This window comes from Kosakonia sp. BYX6 (genome assembly GCF_038449125.1).
GTDB lineage: Bacteria > Pseudomonadota > Gammaproteobacteria > Enterobacterales > Enterobacteriaceae > Kosakonia > Kosakonia calanthes.
Genome location: NZ_CP151800.1, coordinates 3,954,085 through 3,974,939, shown reverse-complemented (window position 1 = coordinate 3,974,939; position 20,855 = coordinate 3,954,085). Strand labels below are relative to the sequence as shown.

Below are 20,855 nucleotides of genomic sequence, written 5' to 3'. Positions count from 1 at the left end.
ATCAGCAACCCACAGGCGGAAAACTATGACTCAGCAATCCCCTTATTCAGCGGCGATGGCCGAACAGCGTGAACAGGAGTGGCAACGTTTTGTTGAGCTGGTTCGGCAATCTTACGAAAAGGATCTGCATATCCCATTACTTAACCTGATGCTTACGCCGGATGAACGTGAAGCGTTGGGTACGCGCGTGCGGATTATTGAAGAGCTTCTGCGTGGTGAAATGAGCCAGCGCGAGCTTAAAAATGAGCTCGGTGCTGGCATCGCCACCATCACGCGAGGATCGAACAGCCTGAAAGCCGCGCCGGCGGATTTGCGCTTATGGCTGGAACAAACGTTACTGAACGATCAGCGATAAATGGCGTTATGGAAGGGGCTGAGCGCCAGCACCACTGCCTGGTGGTAAACGCTTTCGCGGGTCAGTTTGCCCGCGGTGAAGACGCCAATCGCCCCTTCTTTGCGACCGATCTCGTCAATGCCGGTATAGCGTGACATCACCGGCCCGAGCGCTTCCCCGGCGCGGACTTTCTGCAAAATGACCTCCGGTAGCGGCAGCGTTGCCGAACGGGCTTCGCCTTTCTGGTGATTATTCTCAATAACCACCCAGCTAAATGTGCTGCCTTCATCAATACCTGCTTCAATGGCAACCCAGAAGTCAGCTTCAGGCCTTTCTTTACGTGCATTGGTAACGCGATTTCGTGCGCCAGCCCGCGTTTCCGCACTGCCAAACGGCTGTTCCGGCACGCCACTCTCGACGGCTATAGCTTCGATATGGCAGGATCCTTCGCCGAAAATCTGGTTAAAAGCGTGCAGAATCGCCCGAATTTTGGCGGGATTTGTGGTAGCTGAGACAACATGGTGCATAATTAATAACGGCATGTCCGACATGAGACGCGTTTTCTATCCCGGACAATGACCTTCCTCAGAAAATAAATTCATCGCAGTATAATGGATAAAAAAGCATGTTACAGGTATACCTTGTTCGCCACGGTGAAACGCAGTGGAACGCCGAGCGTCGTATTCAAGGCCAGTCAGACAGTCCGTTAACCGACAAAGGGGAAAAGCAGGCCTGGCAGGTTGCTGAACGCGCGAAAGCGCTGGGCATTACCCATATCATCTCCAGTGACCTTGGTCGTACCCGCCGGACCGCTGAAATCATCGCTGATGTTTGTGGTTGCGACATTGTGTTTGAACCGCGACTGCGCGAGCTGGACATGGGCGTGCTTGAGCGCCGTCATATCGATTCTCTGACCGAAGAAGAAGAGGGCTGGCGCCGCCAGTTGGTGAATGGCACCGACGATGGTCGCATTCCTGATGGCGAATCAATGCAGGAGTTAAGCGACCGGATGCACGCGGCGCTGGCAGCTTGCCTGCAATTGCCGGAAGGCAGCCGCCCGCTGTTGGTTAGCCATGGTATGGCGCTGGGCTGCCTGGTGAGCACTATCCTTGGTCTTCCCGCTTATGCAGAACGCCGCTTGCGCCTGCGCAACTGTTCCATTTCTCGTATTGATTACCAGCACAGCCCGTGGCTAGCTTCCGGCTGGGTAGTGGAAACCGCAGGAGACGTCTCGCATCTTGACGCTCCCGCGTTGGATGAGTTGCAGCGTTAACGGCGAAGCGGAACCAGATACTCGCAGCGGATATGCAACGGCGGTTCGCGGTCGTTGATATCGTTACGCTGCGGGTAAAAGTGCTCAATGTCCTGGCCTTTGCGGCGCGTGAGTTCGAGCATTGGCATGCAGGTGCCATAAACGGTCAGGATAAAATCCTGCAAGCCGTCCGGGCTGCCCTCGTAAGAAAACGCAACAAAATCTCCACCTTCCAGCAGCACCGGCTGTGCGCTGCTCAAATACCCGTTCGCCAGTTCTGGCGTCAGCGCGGTGGTGTAAAACACTTCCTGTTCGTCATCTTTTTCAAGGCTCGGACGCGGCTCATGCAGGCCGTACATCTCTTCCGGGATAGTCGGCGCATTGCTTAAAAACTCACGCCAGAACTGAATACGCATCTGATTGCGGAAATCGGAAATCTCTTCCAATGCGCAGGTGTAGCTTTGCGTGGTACCGATAAGATGCATCGTCGGCAGCGTGACAAACTCATGCTTCGGCATGGCGAACTCGCCGAGTCGCATTGGCGGGCGAATGCCAAAAGAACTCCAGTCCGGCGAGCGACGATAAAGCGCCGGCGTAACCGCAAACTGTTTTTTAAATGCGCGAGTGAATGTCTGCTGCGAATCGAAGCGATACTGAAGGGCGATATCGAGAATAGGGCGAGCGGTGAGACGCAGCGCAACGGCGGATTTAGACAGACGACGGGCGCGAATATAAGCACCGATAGCGTGACCTGTAACGTCCTTGAACATCCTTTGCAGATGCCACTTGGAATAGCCCGCTTTTGCCGCCACATTATCTAAAGACAATGGCTGATCAAGATGGCCTTCCAGCCAGGCAAGTAAGTCGCGAATGATCCCAGCCTGATCCATACAATATCCTCTTCCTTAACACGGCAGTAATGACCGCCAGATACCAGGAGAGGGATGATAGCGGGTTTTTAAGGCTTTAGCATTCAGTGTTTTTTTTGTGCACAAGTTCGCATTGTGCCTGATTTTCATCATAAATTTTGTAAATCGGTGATCTGCAAACATTTTCTCATTCGGAAACTGAATAGTTGCATCACGTTATATTTAAAAATGGTAACAATATGAAATACACAAAGTTAATACTCTCGGCGTTGGTTTTGGCAGTATTCAGTTCTGCACAGGCGGAACAGATCGGCTCGGTGGATACCGTATTCAAAATTTTTGGCCCGGATCACAAAATCGTCGTGGAGGCTTTCGATGATCCCGATGTGAAGAATGTTACTTGTTACATCAGCCGGGCTAAAACCGGTGGCATCAAAGGCGGGCTGGGGTTAGCAGAAGATACCTCTGACGCGGCGATCTCCTGCCAGCAGGTCGGGCCGGTCGAGCTGAGCGACAAGGTCAGAAATGGCAAAGCCCAGGGCGATGTCGTATTTCAGAAGCGCACCTCTCTGGTGTTTAAGAAATTACAAGTGGTGCGCTTCTACGATGCGAAACGTAACACCCTGGCCTATTTAGCTTATTCCGATAAAGTGGTTGAAGGTTCGCCGAAAAACGCCTTGAGCGCGGTGCCGATCATGCCATGGAGTAAGTAAACAGAATGTCTATGCCGCAACTGCTGATTTGGCCGGTGAAAGAGGAAGTCAGTATCGCCGAAACATTGATTTACATGTTGCAACAAGATGAGTTCACGGTTACGGCGTTTGAGCGAGGGTTGCCGGTTCTTGACGCTGCGGTGCAGCGAGCGGATGATCATATGGGTCGATGACGTCTTGCCAGATACAGCAAGGTTGCTTGGTGCGTAAGTTTGACTGGTATGCATCTCGGCGGCAGGAAAAAAATGGCGACGTCAGCGCCTGAAACGGAAGATGAGTTACGTCTCTGAAATAAAAAGAGAATAAAAAAGCGGCGCATTGCGCCGCTTTTTCGTTTGGATTCGCTTATTCCTGCAGATCGCCGCAGAAACGGTAACCTTCACCGTGAATGGTGGCGATAATTTCCGGGGTATCCGGAGTGGACTCGAAATGCTTACGAATACGGCGGATGGTCACGTCCACAGTACGGTCGTGCGGTTTCAGCTCGCGACCGGTCATTTTTTTCAACAGCTCAGCACGCGATTGAATTTTGCCCGGATTTTCGCAGAAATGCAGCATAGCGCGGAATTCACTGCGCGGCAGTTTATACTGCTCGCCGTTCGGGCTAATCAGCGAACGACTATTAATATCCAGTTCCCAACCATTGAACTTATAGCTATCAACGCTGCGACGCTCTTCGCTGATGGTACCCAGATTCATGGTACGAGACAGGAGGTTACGTGCACGGATAGTCAATTCGCGTGGGTTAAACGGTTTGGTGATATAGTCATCAGCGCCAATTTCGAGGCCCAAAATCTTATCGACTTCATTATCACGGCCTGTCAGGAACATCAGAGCGACATTCGCCTGCTCACGCAATTCACGCGCCAGTAAAAGACCGTTTTTACCCGGCAGGTTGATATCCATGATCACCAGGTTGACATCGTTTTCAGAAAGGATCTGATGCATTTCAGCGCCATCAGTCGCTTCAAAGACATCGTAGCCTTCTGCTTCGAAAATGCTTTTTAACGTGTTGCGTGTTACCAACTCGTCTTCAACAATAAGAATGTGCGGGGTCTGCATGTTTGCTACCTAAATTGCCAACTAAATCGAAACAGGAAGTACAAAAGTCCCTGACCAGCCTGGTACATGTCGAAAATTAACATGACGGCATAACATGACTAAAGTACGTAATTGCGTTCTTGATGCACTTTCCATCAACGTCAACAACATCATTAGCTTGGTCGTGGGCACTTTCCCTCTGAACCCGACAGTGTCAAAAACGGCTGTCATCCTAACCATTTTAACAGCAACATAACAGGCCAAGACGTAATTGACACTCAATAAAACTACGCTTCGTTGACATATATCAAGTTCAATTGTAGCACGTTAACAGTTTAGCGAAATCCTGATAGCCAGCTGCTAGCTTTTCTTACAATTTTTCAATAAACCAACTAGTTGCGCATATTAATTGATAAATAGCCTGAATCCAACACAACTGCAAAATTCTGTATTAAAATGCCAAGGATAAACAGAGGGATAAGCGCCTTCTGTTAACATCTTAGCAGGTAATATTACTGATAAACAGTTTAGCTTTTTTTAAGCTTAGACGCGGGTAAAATCAGTGACTGGTGTTACACAATTGTAAATTCGCTCCGCGTAGTATGTTGATATAAGTCACATTTTACGCGAATCAGTAAAAAGAGAAGATTAAGATGCAACTGGCTGTAGTACTTGTTTCCCCCGCGAGAGCGGAAAATGTCGGCGCGGCTGCCCGGGCAATGAAAACCATGGGGTTTCACGACCTGCGCATCGTGGATAGTGAGGCACATTTGCAAGAAGCTGCGCGGCGTGTTGCGCACGGCTCCGGCGATATCCTTGATAATGCTAAAACTTATTCAACACTTGCCGACGCACTCGCAGATATTCCTTTCACCATTGCTACAACCGCGCGCAGCCGGGCGAAATTCCATTATTACGCCACTCCAGCGCAATTAGTGCCGCTATTACAAGAGAAAAGCGCATGGCTTAGCGGTGCGGCGCTGGTTTTTGGGCGTGAAGATTCCGGGCTGACCAACGAAGAGTTGGCGCTGGCGGACGTATTAACCGGTGTGCCGATGGCGGCGGATTATCCTTCGCTTAACCTGGGCCAGGCGGTAATGGTTTTTTGCTACCAATTAGCATCTTTAATGCAAAATGCTCCCAAAGAAGTAGCGCCGGTCGACGACAATCAGCTGCGGGCGTTGCGCTTGCGTGCACGTGAGTTATTGGAAAAATTGGGCGTGGCGGATGATATCAAAATGGCTGACTGGTTAGATCAGCGGCTTGGCTTACTTGAGCAGCGCGACACCGCAATGTTGCATCGTTTACTCCACGACATCGAAAAAAAGCTTATCGAGTAAGTTACCGCAATATGACTTGCTTATAGTTAATGATGCTGCGATTAGCAATATTAATGGCTCTAATGGTTGTCTGGCAGACTGGTTTCAGTTCAGGCGACGATTCAACAAAAAGAGCAGAAATCAAAAATAAATTGACTTAAGCAGGCAGATACTTTAACCAATATAGGCATACAGCACAGACAGATAATAATACAGAGCACACAACATCCATGACACGCATCGGCACCATTACCACGATTACAACCATCACCATTACCACAGGTAACGGTGCGGGCTGACGCGTACAGGAAACACAGAAAAAAGCCCGCACCTGAACAGTGCGGGCTTTTTTTTCGACCAAAGATCAAGGGGTAAAACCATGCGAGTGTTGAAGTTCGGCGGTACATCAGTGGCAAATGCGGAACGTTTTCTGCGCGTTGCCGACATCCTGGAAAGCAATGCCAGGCAGGGGCAGGTCGCGACTGTGCTCTCTGCCCCGGCGAAAATCACCAATCACCTGGTCGCGATGATCGAAAAAACGATCGGCGGCCAGGATGCAGTACCGAATATTAGCGATGCCGAACATATTTTCTCTGAGCTTCTGCAAGGCCTGGCGGACGCACAGCTTGGTTTTCCACTCGCCCAGTTAAAAAACTTCGTTGAACTTGAATTCGCTCAGATCAAACACGTTCTGCATGGCATCAGTCTGCTTGGCCAGTGCCCGGACAGCATCAACGCCGCGCTTATCTGCCGCGGTGAAAAACTCTCCATCGCCATCATGGCCGGGCTGTTGGAAGCGCGTGGTCATAAAGTGACGGTTATCGATCCGGTCGAAAAATTACTCGCAGTCGGCCACTATCTGGAATCAACGGTTGATATCGCAGAATCCACGCGTCGCATTGATGCCAGCCGTATCCCGCAAGATCATATGGTGTTGATGGCCGGTTTCACTGCCGGTAACGAGAAGGGGGAATTGGTCGTGCTCGGGCGTAACGGTTCCGACTATTCCGCTGCCGTTCTTGCCGCCTGTTTACGTGCCGATTGCTGTGAGATCTGGACTGATGTCGACGGTGTTTATACCTGCGACCCGCGCCAGGTTCCAGACGCCAGGCTGCTGAAGTCGATGTCGTATCAGGAAGCCATGGAGCTTTCCTACTTCGGCGCTAAAGTTCTTCACCCTCGCACCATCACCCCCATTGCCCAGTTCCAAATCCCTTGCCTGATTAAAAACACCGGAAACCCGCAAGCACCAGGCACGCTGATTGGCGCGACGTCCGATGAAGACGGCCTTCCGGTTAAAGGCATTTCCAACCTGAATAACATGGCGATGTTTAGCGTCTCCGGGCCGGGGATGAAAGGCATGATCGGCATGGCGGCGCGCGTTTTCGCCGCGATGTCCCGCTCCGGGATCTCCGTGGTGTTGATCACCCAATCGTCTTCGGAGTACAGCATCAGTTTCTGTGTGCCGCAGTCCGACTGCGCCCGCGCACAGCGCGCCATGAACGATGAGTTTTATCTCGAATTGAAAGAGGGTTTGCTGGAACCGCTGGCCGTTATGGAACATCTGGCGATCATTTCCGTGGTGGGCGACGGTATGCGTACGCTGCGCGGCATCTCGGCGAAATTCTTTGCTGCGCTGGCCCGCGCCAATATCAATATCGTGGCGATTGCCCAGGGCTCTTCCGAGCGTTCAATTTCGGTGGTGGTGAGCAACGACGACGCCACCACTGGCGTACGCGTAACGCATCAGATGTTGTTCAACACCGATCAAGTCATTGAAGTGTTTGTTATTGGCATCGGCGGCGTTGGCGGCGCGTTGTTGGAGCAGCTTAAGCGTCAGCAAGCGTGGCTGAAAAACAAGCATATCGATCTGCGCGTCTGCGGCGTGGCGAATTCCAAAGCGCTGTTGACCAATGTCCATGGCCTGAATCTGGATAACTGGCGTGCCGAAATGGCCAACGCGAAGGAGCCGTTCAATCTGGGGCGCCTGATTCGCCTGGTGAAGGAGTATCACTTGCTGAACCCGGTGATCGTCGATTGTACATCCAATCAGGCGGTTGCCGATCAGTACGCCGATTTCCTGCGCGAGGGTTTCCACGTCGTCACGCCGAACAAAAAAGCCAACACCTCGTCGATGGATTACTACCATCAGCTGCGTCGCGCAGCGGAAAAATCCCGCCGCAAGTTTCTGTATGACACCAACGTTGGTGCGGGTTTGCCAGTGATCGAGAACCTGCAAAACCTGCTTAACGCCGGGGATGAGTTGCAGCGTTTCTCCGGGATCCTTTCCGGTTCATTGTCGTTTATCTTCGGCAAACTGGACGAGGGCATGAGCCTGTCGGAAGCCACCAACGTTGCACGCGAGCTGGGTTACACCGAACCGGATCCGCGAGACGATCTCTCCGGCATGGATGTGGCGCGTAAGTTGCTGATCCTGGCCCGTGAAACCGGCCGTGAGCTGGAGCTTTCCGATATCGTGATTGAGCCTGTATTGCCTGCGACCTTTGATGATTCCGGCGATGTCGACAGCTTTATGGCGCGTCTGCCATCGTTGGACGATGAATTTGCCAGCCGCGTGGCGCAAGCCCGTGACGAAGGCAAAGTGCTGCGCTATGTTGGCAATATCGAAGAAGATGGCACTTGTCGCGTGAAGATCGCGGCGGTTGACGGCAACGATCCGTTGTTTAAAGTGAAAAACGGCGAGAACGCATTGGCGTTCTACAGCCATTATTACCAGCCGCTGCCGCTGGTGTTGCGCGGTTACGGCGCGGGTAACGATGTGACGGCGGCGGGGGTGTTTGCTGACCTGCTGCGTACCCTGTCCTGGAAGTTGGGAGTCTAAGATGGTCAAGGTGTATGCTCCGGCTTCAAGCGCCAATATGAGCGTAGGATTTGATGTGCTTGGTGCGGCGGTAACGCCGGTTGATGGCACGTTGCTGGGTGACAATGTTTCTGTGGAAGCCGCAGAGCAATTTAGCCTGAACAATATTGGCCGTTTCGCCAGTAAATTACCGAGCGAGCCGCGGGAGAATATCGTTTATCAATGCTGGGAGCTATTCTGCCAGGAGATTGGCAAGCAGGTTCCGGTCGCGATGACGTTAGAAAAAAACATGCCGATTGGCTCCGGCCTCGGTTCCAGCGCCTGCTCCGTTGTGGCGGCGCTAGTAGCAATGAATGAGTTCTGCGGAAAGCCGCTGGACGATGTGCGGATGCTGGCGTTAATGGGCGAGCTAGAAGGGCGTATTTCCGGCAGCGTGCATTACGATAATGTCGCGCCGTGCTTCCTGGGCGGCATGCAGCTGATGATTGAGGAAAGCGGCATTATCAGCCAGCAGGTGCCAGGCTTTGATGAGTGGTTGTGGGTACTTGCCTATCCGGGCATTAAAGTCTCAACGGCGGAGGCGCGCGCGATTCTGCCTGCGCAATATCGCCGCCAGGACTGTATTGCTCACGGGCGTCATCTGGCAGGCTTTATTCATGCCTGTTATACCCGCCAGCCCGCGCTGGCGGCAAAACTAATGAAAGACGTGATTGCCGAACCGTACCGCATGAAGTTGCTGCCAGGCTTTGGTGAAGCGCGTCAGGCAGTGGCTGATATTGGCGCGCTGGCTTGCGGGATCTCCGGTTCCGGGCCAACGTTGTTCGCGTTATGCGACAAGCCGGATACCGCCCAGCGCGTAGCCGACTGGCTCGGCAAACACTATCTGCAAAATCAGGAAGGCTTCGTTCATATTTGCCGGCTGGACACGGCGGGCGCACGCGTAGTGGGATAACCAATGAAACTCTACAACTTAAAAGATCACAATGAGCAGGTCAGCTTTGCGCAGGCCGTAACGCAGGGGCTGGGCAAAAATCAGGGGCTGTTCTTCCCGCACGATTTGCCGGAATTTAACCTGACCGAAATCGACGACATGCTGAACCAGGATTTCGTCACCCGCAGCGCGAAAATCCTCGCTGCGTTTATCGGCGACGAAATTCCGCAAGATGCACTGGAAGCCCGTGTTCGCGCCGCTTTCGCTTTCCCGGCGCCGGTTCAGCCAGTGGAAAGTGACATCGGCTGCCTGGAGCTATTCCACGGGCCGACACTGGCGTTCAAAGACTTCGGCGGGCGTTTTATGGCGCAGATGCTGAGTGCGATCAGCGGCGATAAACCGGTGACGATTCTGACTGCAACCTCCGGTGATACCGGCGCAGCGGTGGCGCATGCGTTTTTCGGCATGAAAAACGTCCGCGTGGTGATCCTCTACCCGCAGGGCAAAATCAGCCCGTTGCAGGAAAAATTGTTCTGTACGCTGGGCGGCAATATCGAAACCGTGGCGATCGACGCGGACTTCGATGCTTGCCAGGCGCTGGTGAAAAAAGCCTTCGACGACGAAGAGCTGAAAACCGCGCTGGGTCTGAACTCGGCGAACTCTATCAACATCAGCCGTCTGCTGGCGCAGATTTGCTACTACTTCGAAGCGGTTGCTCAATTACCGCAAGAAGCGCGCAATCAGCTGGTGGTTTCAGTGCCAAGTGGCAACTTCGGCGATCTAACCGCCGGCCTGCTGGCGAAGTCTTTGGGTCTGCCGGTGAAACGCTTTATCGCCGCGACCAACGCCAATGACACCGTTCCGCGCTTCCTGAAAGCGGGCGAATGGCAGCCAAAAGCGACGCAGGCTACGCTGTCGAACGCCATGGATGTTAGCCAGCCGAACAACTGGCCGCGCGTTGAAGAGATTTTCCGCCGTAAAATCTGGCGCCTGAATGAACTGGGTTATGCCGCCGTGGACGACGAAACCACGAAAGGCACGATTCGCGAGCTGAAAGACAAAGGCTACGTTTCTGAGCCGCATGCCGCCGTGGCGTACCGGGCGCTGCGCGATCAGCTGCATCCGGGCGAGTATGGTTTGTTCCTCGGTACAGCGCATCCGGCGAAGTTCAAAGAGAGCGTGGAAGCGATCCTCGGTGAATCGCTGCCGCTGCCAAAAGAGCTGGCAGACCGTGCGGATCTGCCGCTGCTGTCGCACTCTTTACCGGCGGATTTCGCTGCGTTACGCCAGTTGATGATGAGCAAAGCGTAATTTCTCTGGTTCCCCTGCCCACAAGTGGGGGAATCAGGGAGAGATTATGTGGAGATCTGGCAGGAAAAACGTAGGGATTCCCAATAAATGCGGGCGTTCAGAGATTAGGATTGCGGAGAATAACAACCTCAACCGGCTTTGCATACTCTCCTTACATCGGCCCATAACGGGCAAGATGATGCAAAGGAGTAACCTATGTTGAAACCTGTGATGTTAGCGCTTTCTATGATGTTGGTGGCTCCGCTGGCGGCTCAGGCCGCAGAAATCACCCTTGTGCCGGCGGTGAAACTGCAAATCGGCGACCGCGATAACAGCGGTAATTATTGGGATGGCGGCCACTGGCGCGACCATGGCTGGTGGCAAAAACACTACGATTGGCGTGAAAACCGCTGGCAGCCGCACGGCCATTTTGACGACCGCCATGATGACCACCGCGATCGTCACGATGATCGCCATGACGGCCCGGATCGGGACTGGCACCGCCATCCATAACCTTCTTACCCTCTCCCGCCCGGGAGAGGGTAGCGCTTACTGCGCGTGACGTTTAAAGACCAATTCGCCCTGTGCAGAGGCTTCCTCATCAAAGAAATACCCGTCGCTATTAAACCCCGTTAACTGCTCAGGTTTCGTCAAACGGTGCTCAATGATGTAACGGCTCATCAGCCCGCGCGCTTTTTTGGCGTAGAAACTGATCACTTTGAATTTGCCATTTTTCTCATCAAGGAACACTGGCTTGATGATTTGCGCCTTCAGCTTCTGCATTTTAATGGAGCGGAAATATTCATCGGATGCCAGATTTACCACGATCTCGTCGCCTTGCGCGGTAATGGCGTCGTTCAGCTTATTGGTGATCACATCGCCCCAGAACTGATACAGATCTTTGCCTTTGGCATTCTCAAGGCGGATGCCCATTTCGAGGCGGTAAGGTTGCATCAGATCCAGCGGGCGCAGCACGCCATATAAACCAGATAACATCCGCAGGTGCTGCTGGGCGAAGTCGAAATCCGCTTCGCTAAAGGTTTCAGCCTGCAAACCGGTATAGACATCGCCTTTGAATGCCAGAATCGCCTGGCGGGCATTTTCCGGCGTGAAATCCGGCTGCCAGTCATGAAAGCGGGTCGCGTTCAGGTCGGCGAGCTTGTCGCTGATCCCCATCAGCGCTTTGATTTGCGGCGCGGAGAGTTTGCGGGCGGTCTTAATCAGTTGCTGTGAATAATCCAGCAGTTCCGGCTGGGTAAAACGCGTGGTCGCCAGCGGGCTTTGGTAATCGAGTGTTTTAGCAGGTGAAATTAAAATCAGCATACTCAGTCCTTGCTGTGCGAGAAAATTCCGCTGACTTTAGCAAAAAAACCAACAGACTTGATCGATAGTTGCGATTAGCGCGACGAAGGAGGGCGTTCATCCCAGGCACCTGGCGCCAGTTGCCGGTTAATTTCCGGGTAGCGCTGTGGATCAAACACCGGTACAACGCCAAGTTTGCGCTGGCGCAGATAATCCCGCGCTAACACACTAATAACGGGCGAGAGTAACAAAATCGCCGTCAGGTTAATCATTGCCATTAACGCCATCACGACATCGGCAATATGCCAAATTTGCGACAAGTTGATGGTGGACCCCAGCAGCACCATCAACAGCACCGCCATACGCAGCAGCCAAATATTGCGCTGGATGTTGCAGCGTAAAAAGATCAGGTTGTTTTCCGCATAGAGGTAGTTCGCGACGATCGAGGTAAAAGCAAACAGGGCAACGATGCAGGCAACGAAGCCCGCGCCCCAAGTGCCGGTCAGCGACACCATCGCCTGTTGCATCAACTGTGTGCCGCCAAACGCGCCATTCGCCGGTACGACGCCCGAAAGCAGCAATACCAGCGCACTGGCGGTGCACACCAAAAACGTGTCGGTGAGTACGCCAATCATCTGCACAATGCCCTGCGCGACAGGGTGCGGCGGCGAGGAAGCCGCCATGGCGGCCGCATTGGGTGACGAACCCATACCGGCTTCATTAGCAAACATGCCGCGCTGAAACCCGCTGGTTATCGCCTGGCTCAAGGTGTAAGCCATGGTTCCGGTCGCCGCTTCCTGCCAGCCGAAGGCGCTTTTAATGATGCTCGAAAAGACTGCGGGCAGCAGATCGGCGTGCCACAGGCTGACGCCGAAACTGACGAGCAGCCAGGCGAGCGCCATCGTTGGGATCATCCACTGCATAAGTCGAGCAACGGTTTTCAACCTTTTGAGCATTACCAGAAAAGCACCCACCGCCAGCACCAGCCCGGTAACAAATCCTGGAATGTGCCAGGCGTAATTCATCGCATGGGATACCGCGCTGGATTGGATGGTGTTAAACACCAGGCCATAAGTCAGCAGCAGGAAAACGGAGAACAGCACGCCCATCCAGCGCATGCCCAGCCCACGTTCCATATACCACGCCGGGCCGCCGCGCAGTTGGTTATTGGCGTCGCGCTCTTTATAGAGTTGCGCCAGCGAACATTCCGCAAAGCTTGTCGCCATGCAGATAATCGCCGAAACCCACATCCAGAAAATCGCGCCGGGGCCGCCGGACGTTAGCGCAAAGGCCACACCCGCCAGATTCCCGTTACCCAGACGGGTCGCAAGGCTCAGGCATAACGCTTGATAAGACGAAAGCGCACCGCGCTGGGCGGTACGGCTGCTTTTCAGACTTTGACCGAAGTCGGTAATGAAACGGAAGGGGACAAACAGGCTGCGAAACGCGAACCAGATACCTGCCGCCGCCAGCAGGTATACCATCAATGAGCCCCAAAGAATTTCACTGATAAACGAGAAAAATTCTGGCATTAACATCCCTCTTGTTTATGCCGTGGATCTGGCCTGTGACGAAGCTTTTAGGGTAAGCACATCACTTCGCAGGCAATTAATTTGGGGAGTTTACCATACAATTTTCGCAGCATTGTCTGCGGTTGCGCTGGCAGTACGTCGTGTTATCATCGGGGCAGACCGGTTACATCCCCCTAACAAGTATACTCGTCATACTTCTCGTTCAGGTGCGCTGGCAGCATTTGTGGTTAACAAGCCGCAAATGCGTCATCGGTCTTTATGGGATTTATTCAGGGTATCGTTTAAAGAGAAACATTATCATGACGGATAAATTGACCTCCCTGCGTCAGTACACAACAGTCGTGGCTGATACTGGAGATATCGCGGCAATGAAGCTGTACCAGCCGCAGGATGCTACAACCAACCCTTCTCTGATTCTTGGCGCTGCCCAAATCCCGGAATACCGTAAACTGATTGATGAAGCTGTGAGCTGGGCTCGCGCTCAGAGCAGCGATCGCGCTCAGCAGGTTGTTGACGCGACTGACCGCCTGGCCGTTAACATCGGTCTGGAAATCCTCAAACTGATCCCGGGCCGTATCTCCACCGAAGTGGATGCACGCCTCTCTTACGACACCGAAGCGTCTATCGCGAAAGCCAAACGCCTGATCAAAATGTACAACGATGCGGGCATCAGCAACGATCGTATCCTGATCAAACTGGCTTCCACCTGGCAGGGCATTCGTGCCGCTGAACAGTTGGAAAAAGAAGGCATCAACTGTAACCTGACGCTGCTGTTCTCCTTCGCTCAGGCGCGTGCCTGTGCTGAAGCGGGCGTATTCCTGATCTCCCCGTTTGTTGGCCGTATCCTTGACTGGTACAAAACCAATACTGATAAGAAAGAGTACGCGCCGGCAGAAGATCCGGGCGTGGTGTCTGTGACCGAAATTTACCAGTACTACAAAGAACACGGTTATGAAACCGTGGTTATGGGCGCAAGCTTCCGTAACACCGGCGAAATCATTGAACTGGCTGGCTGTGACCGCCTGACCATCGCCCCGGCGCTGCTGAAAGAGCTGTCTGAAAGTGAAGGCGCGATTGAGCGCAAACTGGCTTACACCGGTGACGTGAAAGCGCGTCCGGAGCGCATCACCGAAGCGGAATTCCTGTGGCAGCACAACCAGGATCCAATGGCGGTAGATAAACTGGCGGACGGTATCCGTAAGTTTGCCGTTGACCAGGAAAAACTGGAAAAAATGATCGGCGATCTGCTGTAATCATCAGGCGTGGCCGGGTTCCCGGTCACGCTTCTTCTCTCTCCTCTGTTTGCCTTTCCCCTCAGCGTGTATCATTTCGGAAATGATTTTTTTAGAACGGAATGATTTATGGACACACTACGCATTGGTTTAGTTTCGGTTTCCGATCGCGCTTCCAGCGGCATTTATCAGGACAAAGGTTTGCCCGCACTGGAAGAGTGGCTGGCAACGGCGCTCACCACACCCTTTCAGATTGAAACCCGCTTGATTCCCGATGAGCAGAGCATTATCGAGCAAACGTTATGCGAGCTAGTGGATGAGATGAGCTGCCATCTGGTGCTCACGACCGGCGGCACCGGGCCAGCGCGCCGTGATGTGACACCGGATGCCACGCTGGCGGTTGCCGATCGCGAAATGCCGGGCTTTGGCGAACAGATGCGCCAAATCAGCCTCAACTTCGTTCCTACCGCCATTCTCTCGCGCCAGGTGGGCGTGATTCGTAAACAAGCGCTGATCCTCAATTTGCCCGGTCAGCCGAAGTCGATCAAAGAGACGCTGGAAGGGGTTAAAACCGATAGCGGCGAAGTGAAAGTGCCAGGCATTTTTGCCAGTGTACCGTATTGTGTACAGCTGCTTGACGGGCCATATGTGGAAACCGATCCGCAGATTGTAGCATCTTTCCGGCCAAAAAGTGCAAAACGCGAAACATTATCCTAAAAGCAGTGCTTTTCTGACATAAACGGCACCAGCTCTGGCGTGTTGATTCATTTACGGTATAGTCATTTTTACTTTACATAATGTGTAAAAATTAAATCAGCACTCCTCTTTACAAACGGTTCGCTATGTCAAACTACACACGCCCTCTGAACAGACAAGATTATAAAACGCTGACCCTCGCCGCACTCGGCGGGGCGCTGGAGTTTTATGACTTCATCATTTTCGTCTTTTTCGCCGCCGTGGTCGGTGAATTATTCTTCCCCGCTGACATCCCCGAATGGCTACGACAGGTACAAACCTTCGGTATTTTTGCCGCCGGTTATTTGGCACGTCCGCTGGGGGGGATTGTGATGGCGCACTTTGGCGATCTGGTCGGGCGCAAAAAGATGTTCACCCTGAGCATTCTGCTGATGGCCTTGCCGACGCTGGCGATTGGCCTGCTGCCGACGTATGCCTCAATGGGCATTATCGCGCCGCTGTTGCTGCTGTTAATGCGCGTGCTGCAAGGTGCGGCGATTGGTGGTGAAGTACCTGGCGCGTGGGTGTTTGTTGCCGAACATGTTCCGGCGCGGCGTATCGGTATTGCGTGTGGCATGCTGACAGCGGGTTTAACGGTCGGGATTTTGCTGGGTTCTGTTGTGGCGACGCTGGTCAACACCAGCATGACGGCGCAGGGGATCCACGATGGCGGCTGGCGAATCCCGTTCCTGCTGGGCGGGGTTTTTGGCCTGGTGGCTATGTATCTGCGCCGTTGGCTGCGGGAAACGCCGATCTTCCTGGAAATGCAGCAGCGTAAAGCGCTGGCGCAAGAGTTGCCGGTGAAATCGGTGGTGCTGAACCACAAAAAAGCCGTGGTGATATCAATGCTACTGACCTGGTTACTCTCCGCAGGCATTGTGGTGGTGATTCTGATGTCGCCCGTCTGGCTGCAAAAACAGTATGGTTTCGCGCCCGCAATAACATTGCAGGCCAACAGTGTCGCCACCGTTATGCTGTGCTTCGGCTGCCTGGCCGCCGGGCTGTTGGTCGACAAGTTTGGCGCGAGCCGCACCTTTATTGTCGGCAGCATTTTGCTCGCCTGCTCTAGTTGGTTCTTCTATCACCTGGTGGGCAGCCACCCTGAACAACTGTTTATGCTGTATGGCGTGGTGGGGTTATGCGTTGGCGTTGTCGGCGCGGTACCGTATGTGATGGTGCGCGCGTTCCCGGCGGAAGTGCGTTTCACCGGCATCTCTTTCTCTTACAACGTTTCATACGCTGTTTTCGGTGGGTTGACGCCGATTGCGGTCACCATGTTAATGGGCGTCTCGCCGATGGCGCCGGCCTGGTATGTGCTGGCGCTGTCGCTGATTGGTCTGGCGCTGGGGATCTGGCTGCGCCAGGACATCTATCATGACGATCAGGTGTTAGAAAGACCGGTACAGCAGTCATAAAAAAACGGAGCCGAAAGGCTCCGTTTTACTGTTCAACGCGGGGATTAGTGCTTTTCGCCAATCGGCAAAATTGTGCGTTCGAACTGCTCGTTCAGCACTTCGCCCATCGCCAGATAAATGGCGCTGGCGCCACATACCAGGCCGATCCAGCCCGCGACATGAACGATGCTTTCGTTGTCGGTCACGTGACCAACCGCCAGCAGCGCAAACAGCACGGTCAGGCTCAGGAAGACAAACTGCAACGCGCGTGCGCCTTTCAGTGTGCCGAAGAACATAAACAGCGTAAACACGCCCCAGATACCCAGATAAACGCCCAGGAAATGGCCGTTTGTCGCATCCGTGAGACCCATTTTCGGAAACAGCAGAATAGCAACCAACGTCAACCAGAAAGAACCGTAAGAGGTGAAAGCGGTTAAACCAAATGTGTTGCCTTTTTTGTACTCAAGCAGGCCCGCGAGGATTTGCGCGATACCACCATAGAAAATGCCCATTGCCAGGATAATGCCATCCATCGGGAATAAACCAATATTGTGCAGGTTAAGCAGAATAGTGGTCATGCCGAAGCCCATTAAGCCCAGCGGAGCCGGATTAGCCAACTTAGTGTTGCCCATAATTCCTCAAAATAAATCAAGTAAGAAAAAAAGATAAATGATCGCACCGCGTCAAAAATGAGCAGGCGAGGCGCGGCATCATAATTAGGGCTAATTAACCTGTCTATGATCTGAACAGGTGTAAATTAAAATATTTTTTATCGCTCCCCCTTGATGAGACGCGTAGTGACCCCATGTTGTAGTCAACCGCAGTCGGTGAATCTGAAAAAAAAGCCATAAGGTAGTTGAAACCGCACGTTTCGCCCTTATTACAGGTTCACGAGCACATGATGACGAATTTTCAGTGGAGACGTTTAGATGGGTAAAATTATTGGTATCGACCTTGGGACAACCAACTCTTGTGTAGCCATTATGGATGGTACTCAGGCGCGCGTGCTTGAGAATGCGGAAGGCGATCGCACCACGCCTTCAATTATTGCTTACACACAGGATGGCGAAACTCTGGTAGGTCAGCCGGCTAAACGTCAGGCAGTGACGAACCCGCAAAACACCCTGTTTGCGATCAAACGCCTGATTGGCCGTCGCTTCCAGGACGAAGAAGTCCAGCGTGATGAATCTATCATGCCGTACAAAATCATCGCCGCCGACAACGGTGACGCATGGATTGATGTAAAAGGCACCAAAATGGCACCGCCGCAGATCTCTGCTGAAGTGCTGAAAAAAATGAAGAAAACGGCTGAAGATTACCTGGGCGAACCGGTAACTGAAGCGGTTATCACCGTACCGGCATACTTTAACGATGCACAGCGCCAGGCGACCAAAGATGCTGGCCGTATTGCCGGTCTGGAAGTCAAACGTATTATCAACGAACCGACAGCGGCTGCGCTGGCTTACGGTCTGGATAAAGAAACCGGCAACCGTACTATCGCGGTATACGACCTGGGCGGCGGTACCTTTGATATTTCTATCATCGAAATTGATGAAGTTGACGGTGAAAAAACCTTCGAAGTTCTGGCAACCAACGGTGATACCCACCTGGGTGGTGAAGACTTCGATAGCCGTCTGATTAACTACCTGGTGGAAGAGTTCAAGAAAGATCAGGGTATCGATCTGCGTAACGATCCGCTGGCAATGCAGCGCCTGAAAGAAGCGGCAGAGAAAGCGAAAATCGAACTCTCTTCCGCACAGCAGACCGACGTGAACCTGCCGTACATCACCGCAGACGCGACCGGTCCGAAACACATGAACATTAAAGTGACTCGCGCGAAACTGGAAAGCCTGGTGGAAGACCTGGTGAACCGTTCTATCGAGCCGCTGAAAGTTGCGCTGCAGGATGCGGGCCTGTCCGTATCTGACATCAACGACGTGATTCTGGTCGGTGGCCAGACGCGTATGCCGATGGTGCAGAAAAAAGTGGCTGAGTTCTTCGGGAAAGAGCCGCGTAAAGACGTTAACCCGGACGAAGCCGTTGCTATCGGTGCTGCGGTTCAGGGCGGTGTTCTGACTGGCGAAGTCAAAGACGTTCTGCTGTTGGACGTTACCCCGCTGTCGCTGGGTATCGAAACCATGGGCGGCGTAATGACGGCGCTGATCAACAAAAACACCACCATCCCGACCAAGCACAGCCAGGTGTTCTCTACTGCGGAAGACAACCAGTCTGCAGTGACCATCCATGTGCTGCAGGGTGAGCGTAAACGCGCGTCCGATAACAAATCGCTGGGTCAATTCAACCTGGATGGCATCAACCCGTCTCCGCGCGGTATGCCGCAAATCGAAGTAACCTTCGATATCGACGCCGACGGTATTCTGCATGTCTCTGCGAAAGACAAGAATACCAACCGCGAGCAGAAGATTACCATCAAGGCATCTTCTGGTCTGAACGAAGACGAAATCCAGAAAATGGTTCGCGACGCGGAAGCGAATGCTGAATCTGACCGTAAGTTCGAAGAGCTGGTGCAAACACGTAACCAGGGCGACCATCTGCTGCACAGCACCCGTAAGCAGGTTGAAGAAGCAGGCGATAAACTGCCGGCAGAAGACAAAACCGCTATCGAGTCTGCGCTGAGCGAGCTGGAAACTGCGCTGAAAGGCGAAGACAAAGCTGAAATCGAAGCGAAAATGCAGGCGCTGGCGCAGGTTTCCCAGAAACTGCTGGAAATCGCACAGCAGCAGCACGCACAGCAGCAGGCGGGCGCTGACGCTTCCGCGAACAACGCGAAAGACGACGATGTTGTCGACGCCGAGTTCGAAGAAGTTAAAGACAAAAAATAATCGCCCTGATGCAGGGTAGATAACCAGCACGGGCGTCGGGGTTTTCTCCACGCCCGTGCTCGTATGTTAAGGGGCAGATAAACCGATGGCGAAGCAAGATTATTACGAGATTTTAGGCGTTCCGAAAACAGCGGAAGAGCGTGAAATCAAAAAGGCGTACAAACGCCTGGCCATGAAATATCACCCGGACCGCAATCAGGGCGATAAAGAGGCCGAAGGTAAGTTTAAAGAGATCAAAGAAGCCTATGAAGTCCTGACCGACGCCCAAAAACGTGCGGCTTACGATCAGTACGGTCATGCGGCATTTGAGCAAGGCGGCATGGGCGGCGGTGGGTTCGGCGGCGGCGGTTTTGGTGGCGGCGCGGACTTTAGCGATATTTTCGGCGATGTGTTTGGCGATATCTTCGGCGGTGGCCGTGGACGTCAGCGCGCAGCGCGTGGCGCGGATTTGCGCTACAACATGGATCTGACGCTGGAAGAAGCGGTTCGCGGCGTGACCAAAGAGATCCGCATCCCAACGCTTGAAGAGTGCGACATCTGCCACGGCAGCGGCGCCAAAGCGGGCACGCAGCCGCAGACCTGTCCGACCTGTCACGGTTCCGGCCAGGTGCAGATGCGTCAGGGTTTCTTCGCGGTGCAGCAAACCTGTCCGCACTGCCAGGGACGCGGTACGCTGATTAAGGATCCGTGCAACAAATGTCACGGTCACGGTCGCGTTGAAAAATCCAAAACCCTGTCCGTTAAAATTCCGGCGGGTGTGGACACCGGCGATCGCATTCGTTTAAGCGGCGAAGGCGAAGCGGGCGAACACGGCGCACCAGCGGGCGATCTGTACGTTCAGGTGCAGGTGAAACAGCACCCGATTTTCGAGCGCGAAGGTAACAACCTGTACTGTGAAGTGCCGATCAACTTTGCCATGGCGGCGCTCGGCGGCGAAATCGAAGTGCCGACGCTCGATGGCCGCGTGAAGCTGAAAGTGCCGACCGAAACACAGACGGGCAAACTGTTCCGCATGCGCGGTAAAGGTGTGAAATCCGTACGCGGCGGTGCGCAGGGCGACCTGCTGTGCCGTGTTGTCGTGGAAACGCCGGTCGGTCTGAATGAAAAACAGAAGCAACTGTTGAAAGATCTGCAAGATAGCTTTGGTGGCCCGACGGGTGAAAACAACAGCCCGCGCTCCAAAAGCTTCTTCGACGGCGTGAAAAAATTCTTTGATGATTTGACGCGTTAATCACGCATCACGACGC

The 20,855-nt window shown here is 53.4% G+C and carries 21 protein-coding genes, 1 pseudogene and 1 other annotated feature; of the genes and pseudogenes, 16 read left to right on the top strand and 6 right to left on the bottom strand.

Annotated elements, in window-relative coordinates:
* Window positions 1-25 precede the first annotated feature (25 nt).
* Window positions 26-355 carry a trp operon repressor gene (trpR, locus tag AAEY27_RS18635; RefSeq protein ID WP_342322290.1) on the top strand — a complete coding sequence of 110 codons (330 nt, stop codon included), beginning with the start codon at window positions 26-28 and terminating at the stop codon, window positions 353-355.
* Here trpR and yjjX read toward each other — a convergent pair.
* Window positions 346-861: an inosine/xanthosine triphosphatase gene (yjjX, locus tag AAEY27_RS18630; protein WP_342325636.1), complete on the bottom strand. Its 516-nt coding sequence runs from the start codon at window positions 859-861 to the stop codon at window positions 346-348. The genes trpR and yjjX overlap by 10 nt on opposite strands.
* A gap of 98 nt (window positions 862-959) precedes the next feature.
* Here yjjX and gpmB point away from each other — a divergent pair, with 98 nt between their 5' ends.
* Window positions 960-1,607 carry a 2,3-diphosphoglycerate-dependent phosphoglycerate mutase GpmB gene (gene gpmB, locus AAEY27_RS18625; RefSeq protein WP_342322289.1) on the top strand — a complete coding sequence of 216 codons (648 nt, stop codon included), beginning with the start codon at window positions 960-962 and terminating at the stop codon, window positions 1,605-1,607.
* Here the strand turns inward: gpmB and robA are convergent.
* On the bottom strand, window positions 1,604-2,476 hold the full coding sequence (gene robA, locus AAEY27_RS18620) for an MDR efflux pump AcrAB transcriptional activator RobA (protein ID WP_342322288.1): 873 nt from the start codon (window positions 2,474-2,476) through the stop codon (window positions 1,604-1,606). The genes gpmB and robA overlap by 4 nt on opposite strands.
* Window positions 2,477-2,694: 218 nt before the next feature.
* Here robA and creA point away from each other — a divergent pair, with 218 nt between their 5' ends.
* On the top strand, window positions 2,695-3,168 hold the full coding sequence (creA, locus tag AAEY27_RS18615) for a protein CreA (protein WP_342322287.1): 474 nt from the start codon (window positions 2,695-2,697) through the stop codon (window positions 3,166-3,168).
* Between the two features lie 11 nt (window positions 3,169-3,179).
* Window positions 3,180-3,317 (top strand): annotated as a pseudogene (locus tag AAEY27_RS18610) (two-component system response regulator CreB); the annotation flags it as partial.
* Between the two features lie 196 nt (window positions 3,318-3,513).
* On the opposite strand, the gene arcA reads toward AAEY27_RS18610, so the two are convergent.
* Complete coding sequence (arcA, locus tag AAEY27_RS18605) at window positions 3,514-4,230, bottom strand: two-component system response regulator ArcA (RefSeq protein WP_342322286.1); 717 nt, start codon at window positions 4,228-4,230, stop codon at window positions 3,514-3,516.
* A 94-nt stretch (window positions 4,231-4,324) separates the two neighbouring features.
* Between arcA and yjjY the strand changes: the two genes are divergently transcribed.
* The 7 genes from yjjY (at window position 4,325) to AAEY27_RS18570 (ending at window position 11,083) form a co-directional block, all read left to right on the top strand.
* The gene (yjjY, locus tag AAEY27_RS18600) at window positions 4,325-4,465 is read left to right on the top strand and encodes a protein YjjY (protein ID WP_086870418.1); all 141 of its coding nucleotides are present in this window, start codon (window positions 4,325-4,327) and stop codon (window positions 4,463-4,465) included.
* A gap of 397 nt (window positions 4,466-4,862) precedes the next feature.
* A complete protein-coding gene (locus AAEY27_RS18595) occupies window positions 4,863-5,549 on the top strand; it encodes a tRNA/rRNA methyltransferase (protein ID WP_342322285.1) in 687 nt (228 codons plus the stop codon).
* 209 nt (window positions 5,550-5,758) lie between these two features.
* Complete coding sequence (locus tag AAEY27_RS18590) at window positions 5,759-5,827, top strand: thr operon leader peptide (protein WP_342325635.1); 69 nt, start codon at window positions 5,759-5,761, stop codon at window positions 5,825-5,827.
* Window positions 5,766-5,883 (top strand) — a sequence feature (Thr leader region). Its footprint overlaps the gene before it by 62 nt.
* Before the next feature lie 24 nt (window positions 5,884-5,907).
* Entirely contained in the window at window positions 5,908-8,370 is a 2,463-nt protein-coding gene (gene thrA, locus AAEY27_RS18585) for a bifunctional aspartate kinase/homoserine dehydrogenase I (RefSeq protein ID WP_342322284.1), read from the top strand.
* Between the two features lies 1 nt (window position 8,371).
* Entirely contained in the window at window positions 8,372-9,301 is a 930-nt protein-coding gene (thrB, locus tag AAEY27_RS18580; protein ID WP_342322283.1) for a homoserine kinase, read from the top strand.
* Between the two features lie 3 nt (window positions 9,302-9,304).
* The gene (gene thrC / locus AAEY27_RS18575; protein WP_342322282.1) at window positions 9,305-10,591 is read left to right on the top strand and encodes a threonine synthase; all 1,287 of its coding nucleotides are present in this window, start codon (window positions 9,305-9,307) and stop codon (window positions 10,589-10,591) included.
* A gap of 195 nt (window positions 10,592-10,786) precedes the next feature.
* Window positions 10,787-11,083, top strand: coding sequence for a DUF2502 domain-containing protein (locus tag AAEY27_RS18570; protein ID WP_342322281.1), 297 nt, complete (start codon window positions 10,787-10,789; stop codon window positions 11,081-11,083).
* A 36-nt stretch (window positions 11,084-11,119) separates the two neighbouring features.
* Here the strand turns inward: AAEY27_RS18570 and yaaA are convergent, their stop codons facing one another.
* The gene (gene yaaA, locus AAEY27_RS18565) at window positions 11,120-11,893 is read right to left on the bottom strand and encodes a peroxide stress protein YaaA (RefSeq protein ID WP_342322280.1); all 774 of its coding nucleotides are present in this window, start codon (window positions 11,891-11,893) and stop codon (window positions 11,120-11,122) included.
* 74 nt (window positions 11,894-11,967) lie between these two features.
* Window positions 11,968-13,404 carry an alanine/glycine:cation symporter family protein gene (locus tag AAEY27_RS18560; RefSeq protein ID WP_342322279.1) on the bottom strand — a complete coding sequence of 479 codons (1,437 nt, stop codon included), beginning with the start codon at window positions 13,402-13,404 and terminating at the stop codon, window positions 11,968-11,970.
* A gap of 299 nt (window positions 13,405-13,703) precedes the next feature.
* Here AAEY27_RS18560 and tal point away from each other — a divergent pair, with 299 nt between their 5' ends.
* The 3 genes from tal (at window position 13,704) to AAEY27_RS18545 (ending at window position 16,786) form a co-directional block, all read left to right on the top strand.
* A complete protein-coding gene (tal, locus tag AAEY27_RS18555; protein WP_342322278.1) occupies window positions 13,704-14,657 on the top strand; it encodes a transaldolase in 954 nt (317 codons plus the stop codon).
* Window positions 14,658-14,765: 108 nt separating this feature from the next.
* Complete coding sequence (gene mog, locus AAEY27_RS18550; protein WP_342322277.1) at window positions 14,766-15,353, top strand: molybdopterin adenylyltransferase; 588 nt, start codon at window positions 14,766-14,768, stop codon at window positions 15,351-15,353.
* Window positions 15,354-15,478: 125 nt separating this feature from the next.
* On the top strand, window positions 15,479-16,786 hold the full coding sequence (locus AAEY27_RS18545; protein ID WP_342322276.1) for an MFS transporter: 1,308 nt from the start codon (window positions 15,479-15,481) through the stop codon (window positions 16,784-16,786).
* A gap of 44 nt (window positions 16,787-16,830) precedes the next feature.
* Here the strand turns inward: AAEY27_RS18545 and satP are convergent, their stop codons facing one another.
* Window positions 16,831-17,397 carry an acetate uptake transporter gene (gene satP, locus AAEY27_RS18540; protein ID WP_342322275.1) on the bottom strand — a complete coding sequence of 189 codons (567 nt, stop codon included), beginning with the start codon at window positions 17,395-17,397 and terminating at the stop codon, window positions 16,831-16,833.
* Window positions 17,398-17,694: 297 nt separating this feature from the next.
* On the opposite strand from satP, the gene dnaK reads away from it, so the two are divergent.
* Together dnaK and dnaJ are read left to right on the top strand one after the other, a co-directional pair.
* Window positions 17,695-19,608, top strand: a complete 1,914-nt coding sequence (gene dnaK / locus AAEY27_RS18535) for a molecular chaperone DnaK (RefSeq protein ID WP_342322274.1) — start codon at window positions 17,695-17,697, stop codon at window positions 19,606-19,608.
* Window positions 19,609-19,693: 85 nt separating this feature from the next.
* Window positions 19,694-20,839, top strand: a complete 1,146-nt coding sequence (gene dnaJ, locus AAEY27_RS18530; protein ID WP_342322273.1) for a molecular chaperone DnaJ — start codon at window positions 19,694-19,696, stop codon at window positions 20,837-20,839.
* Window positions 20,840-20,855: the final 16 nt, after the last annotated feature.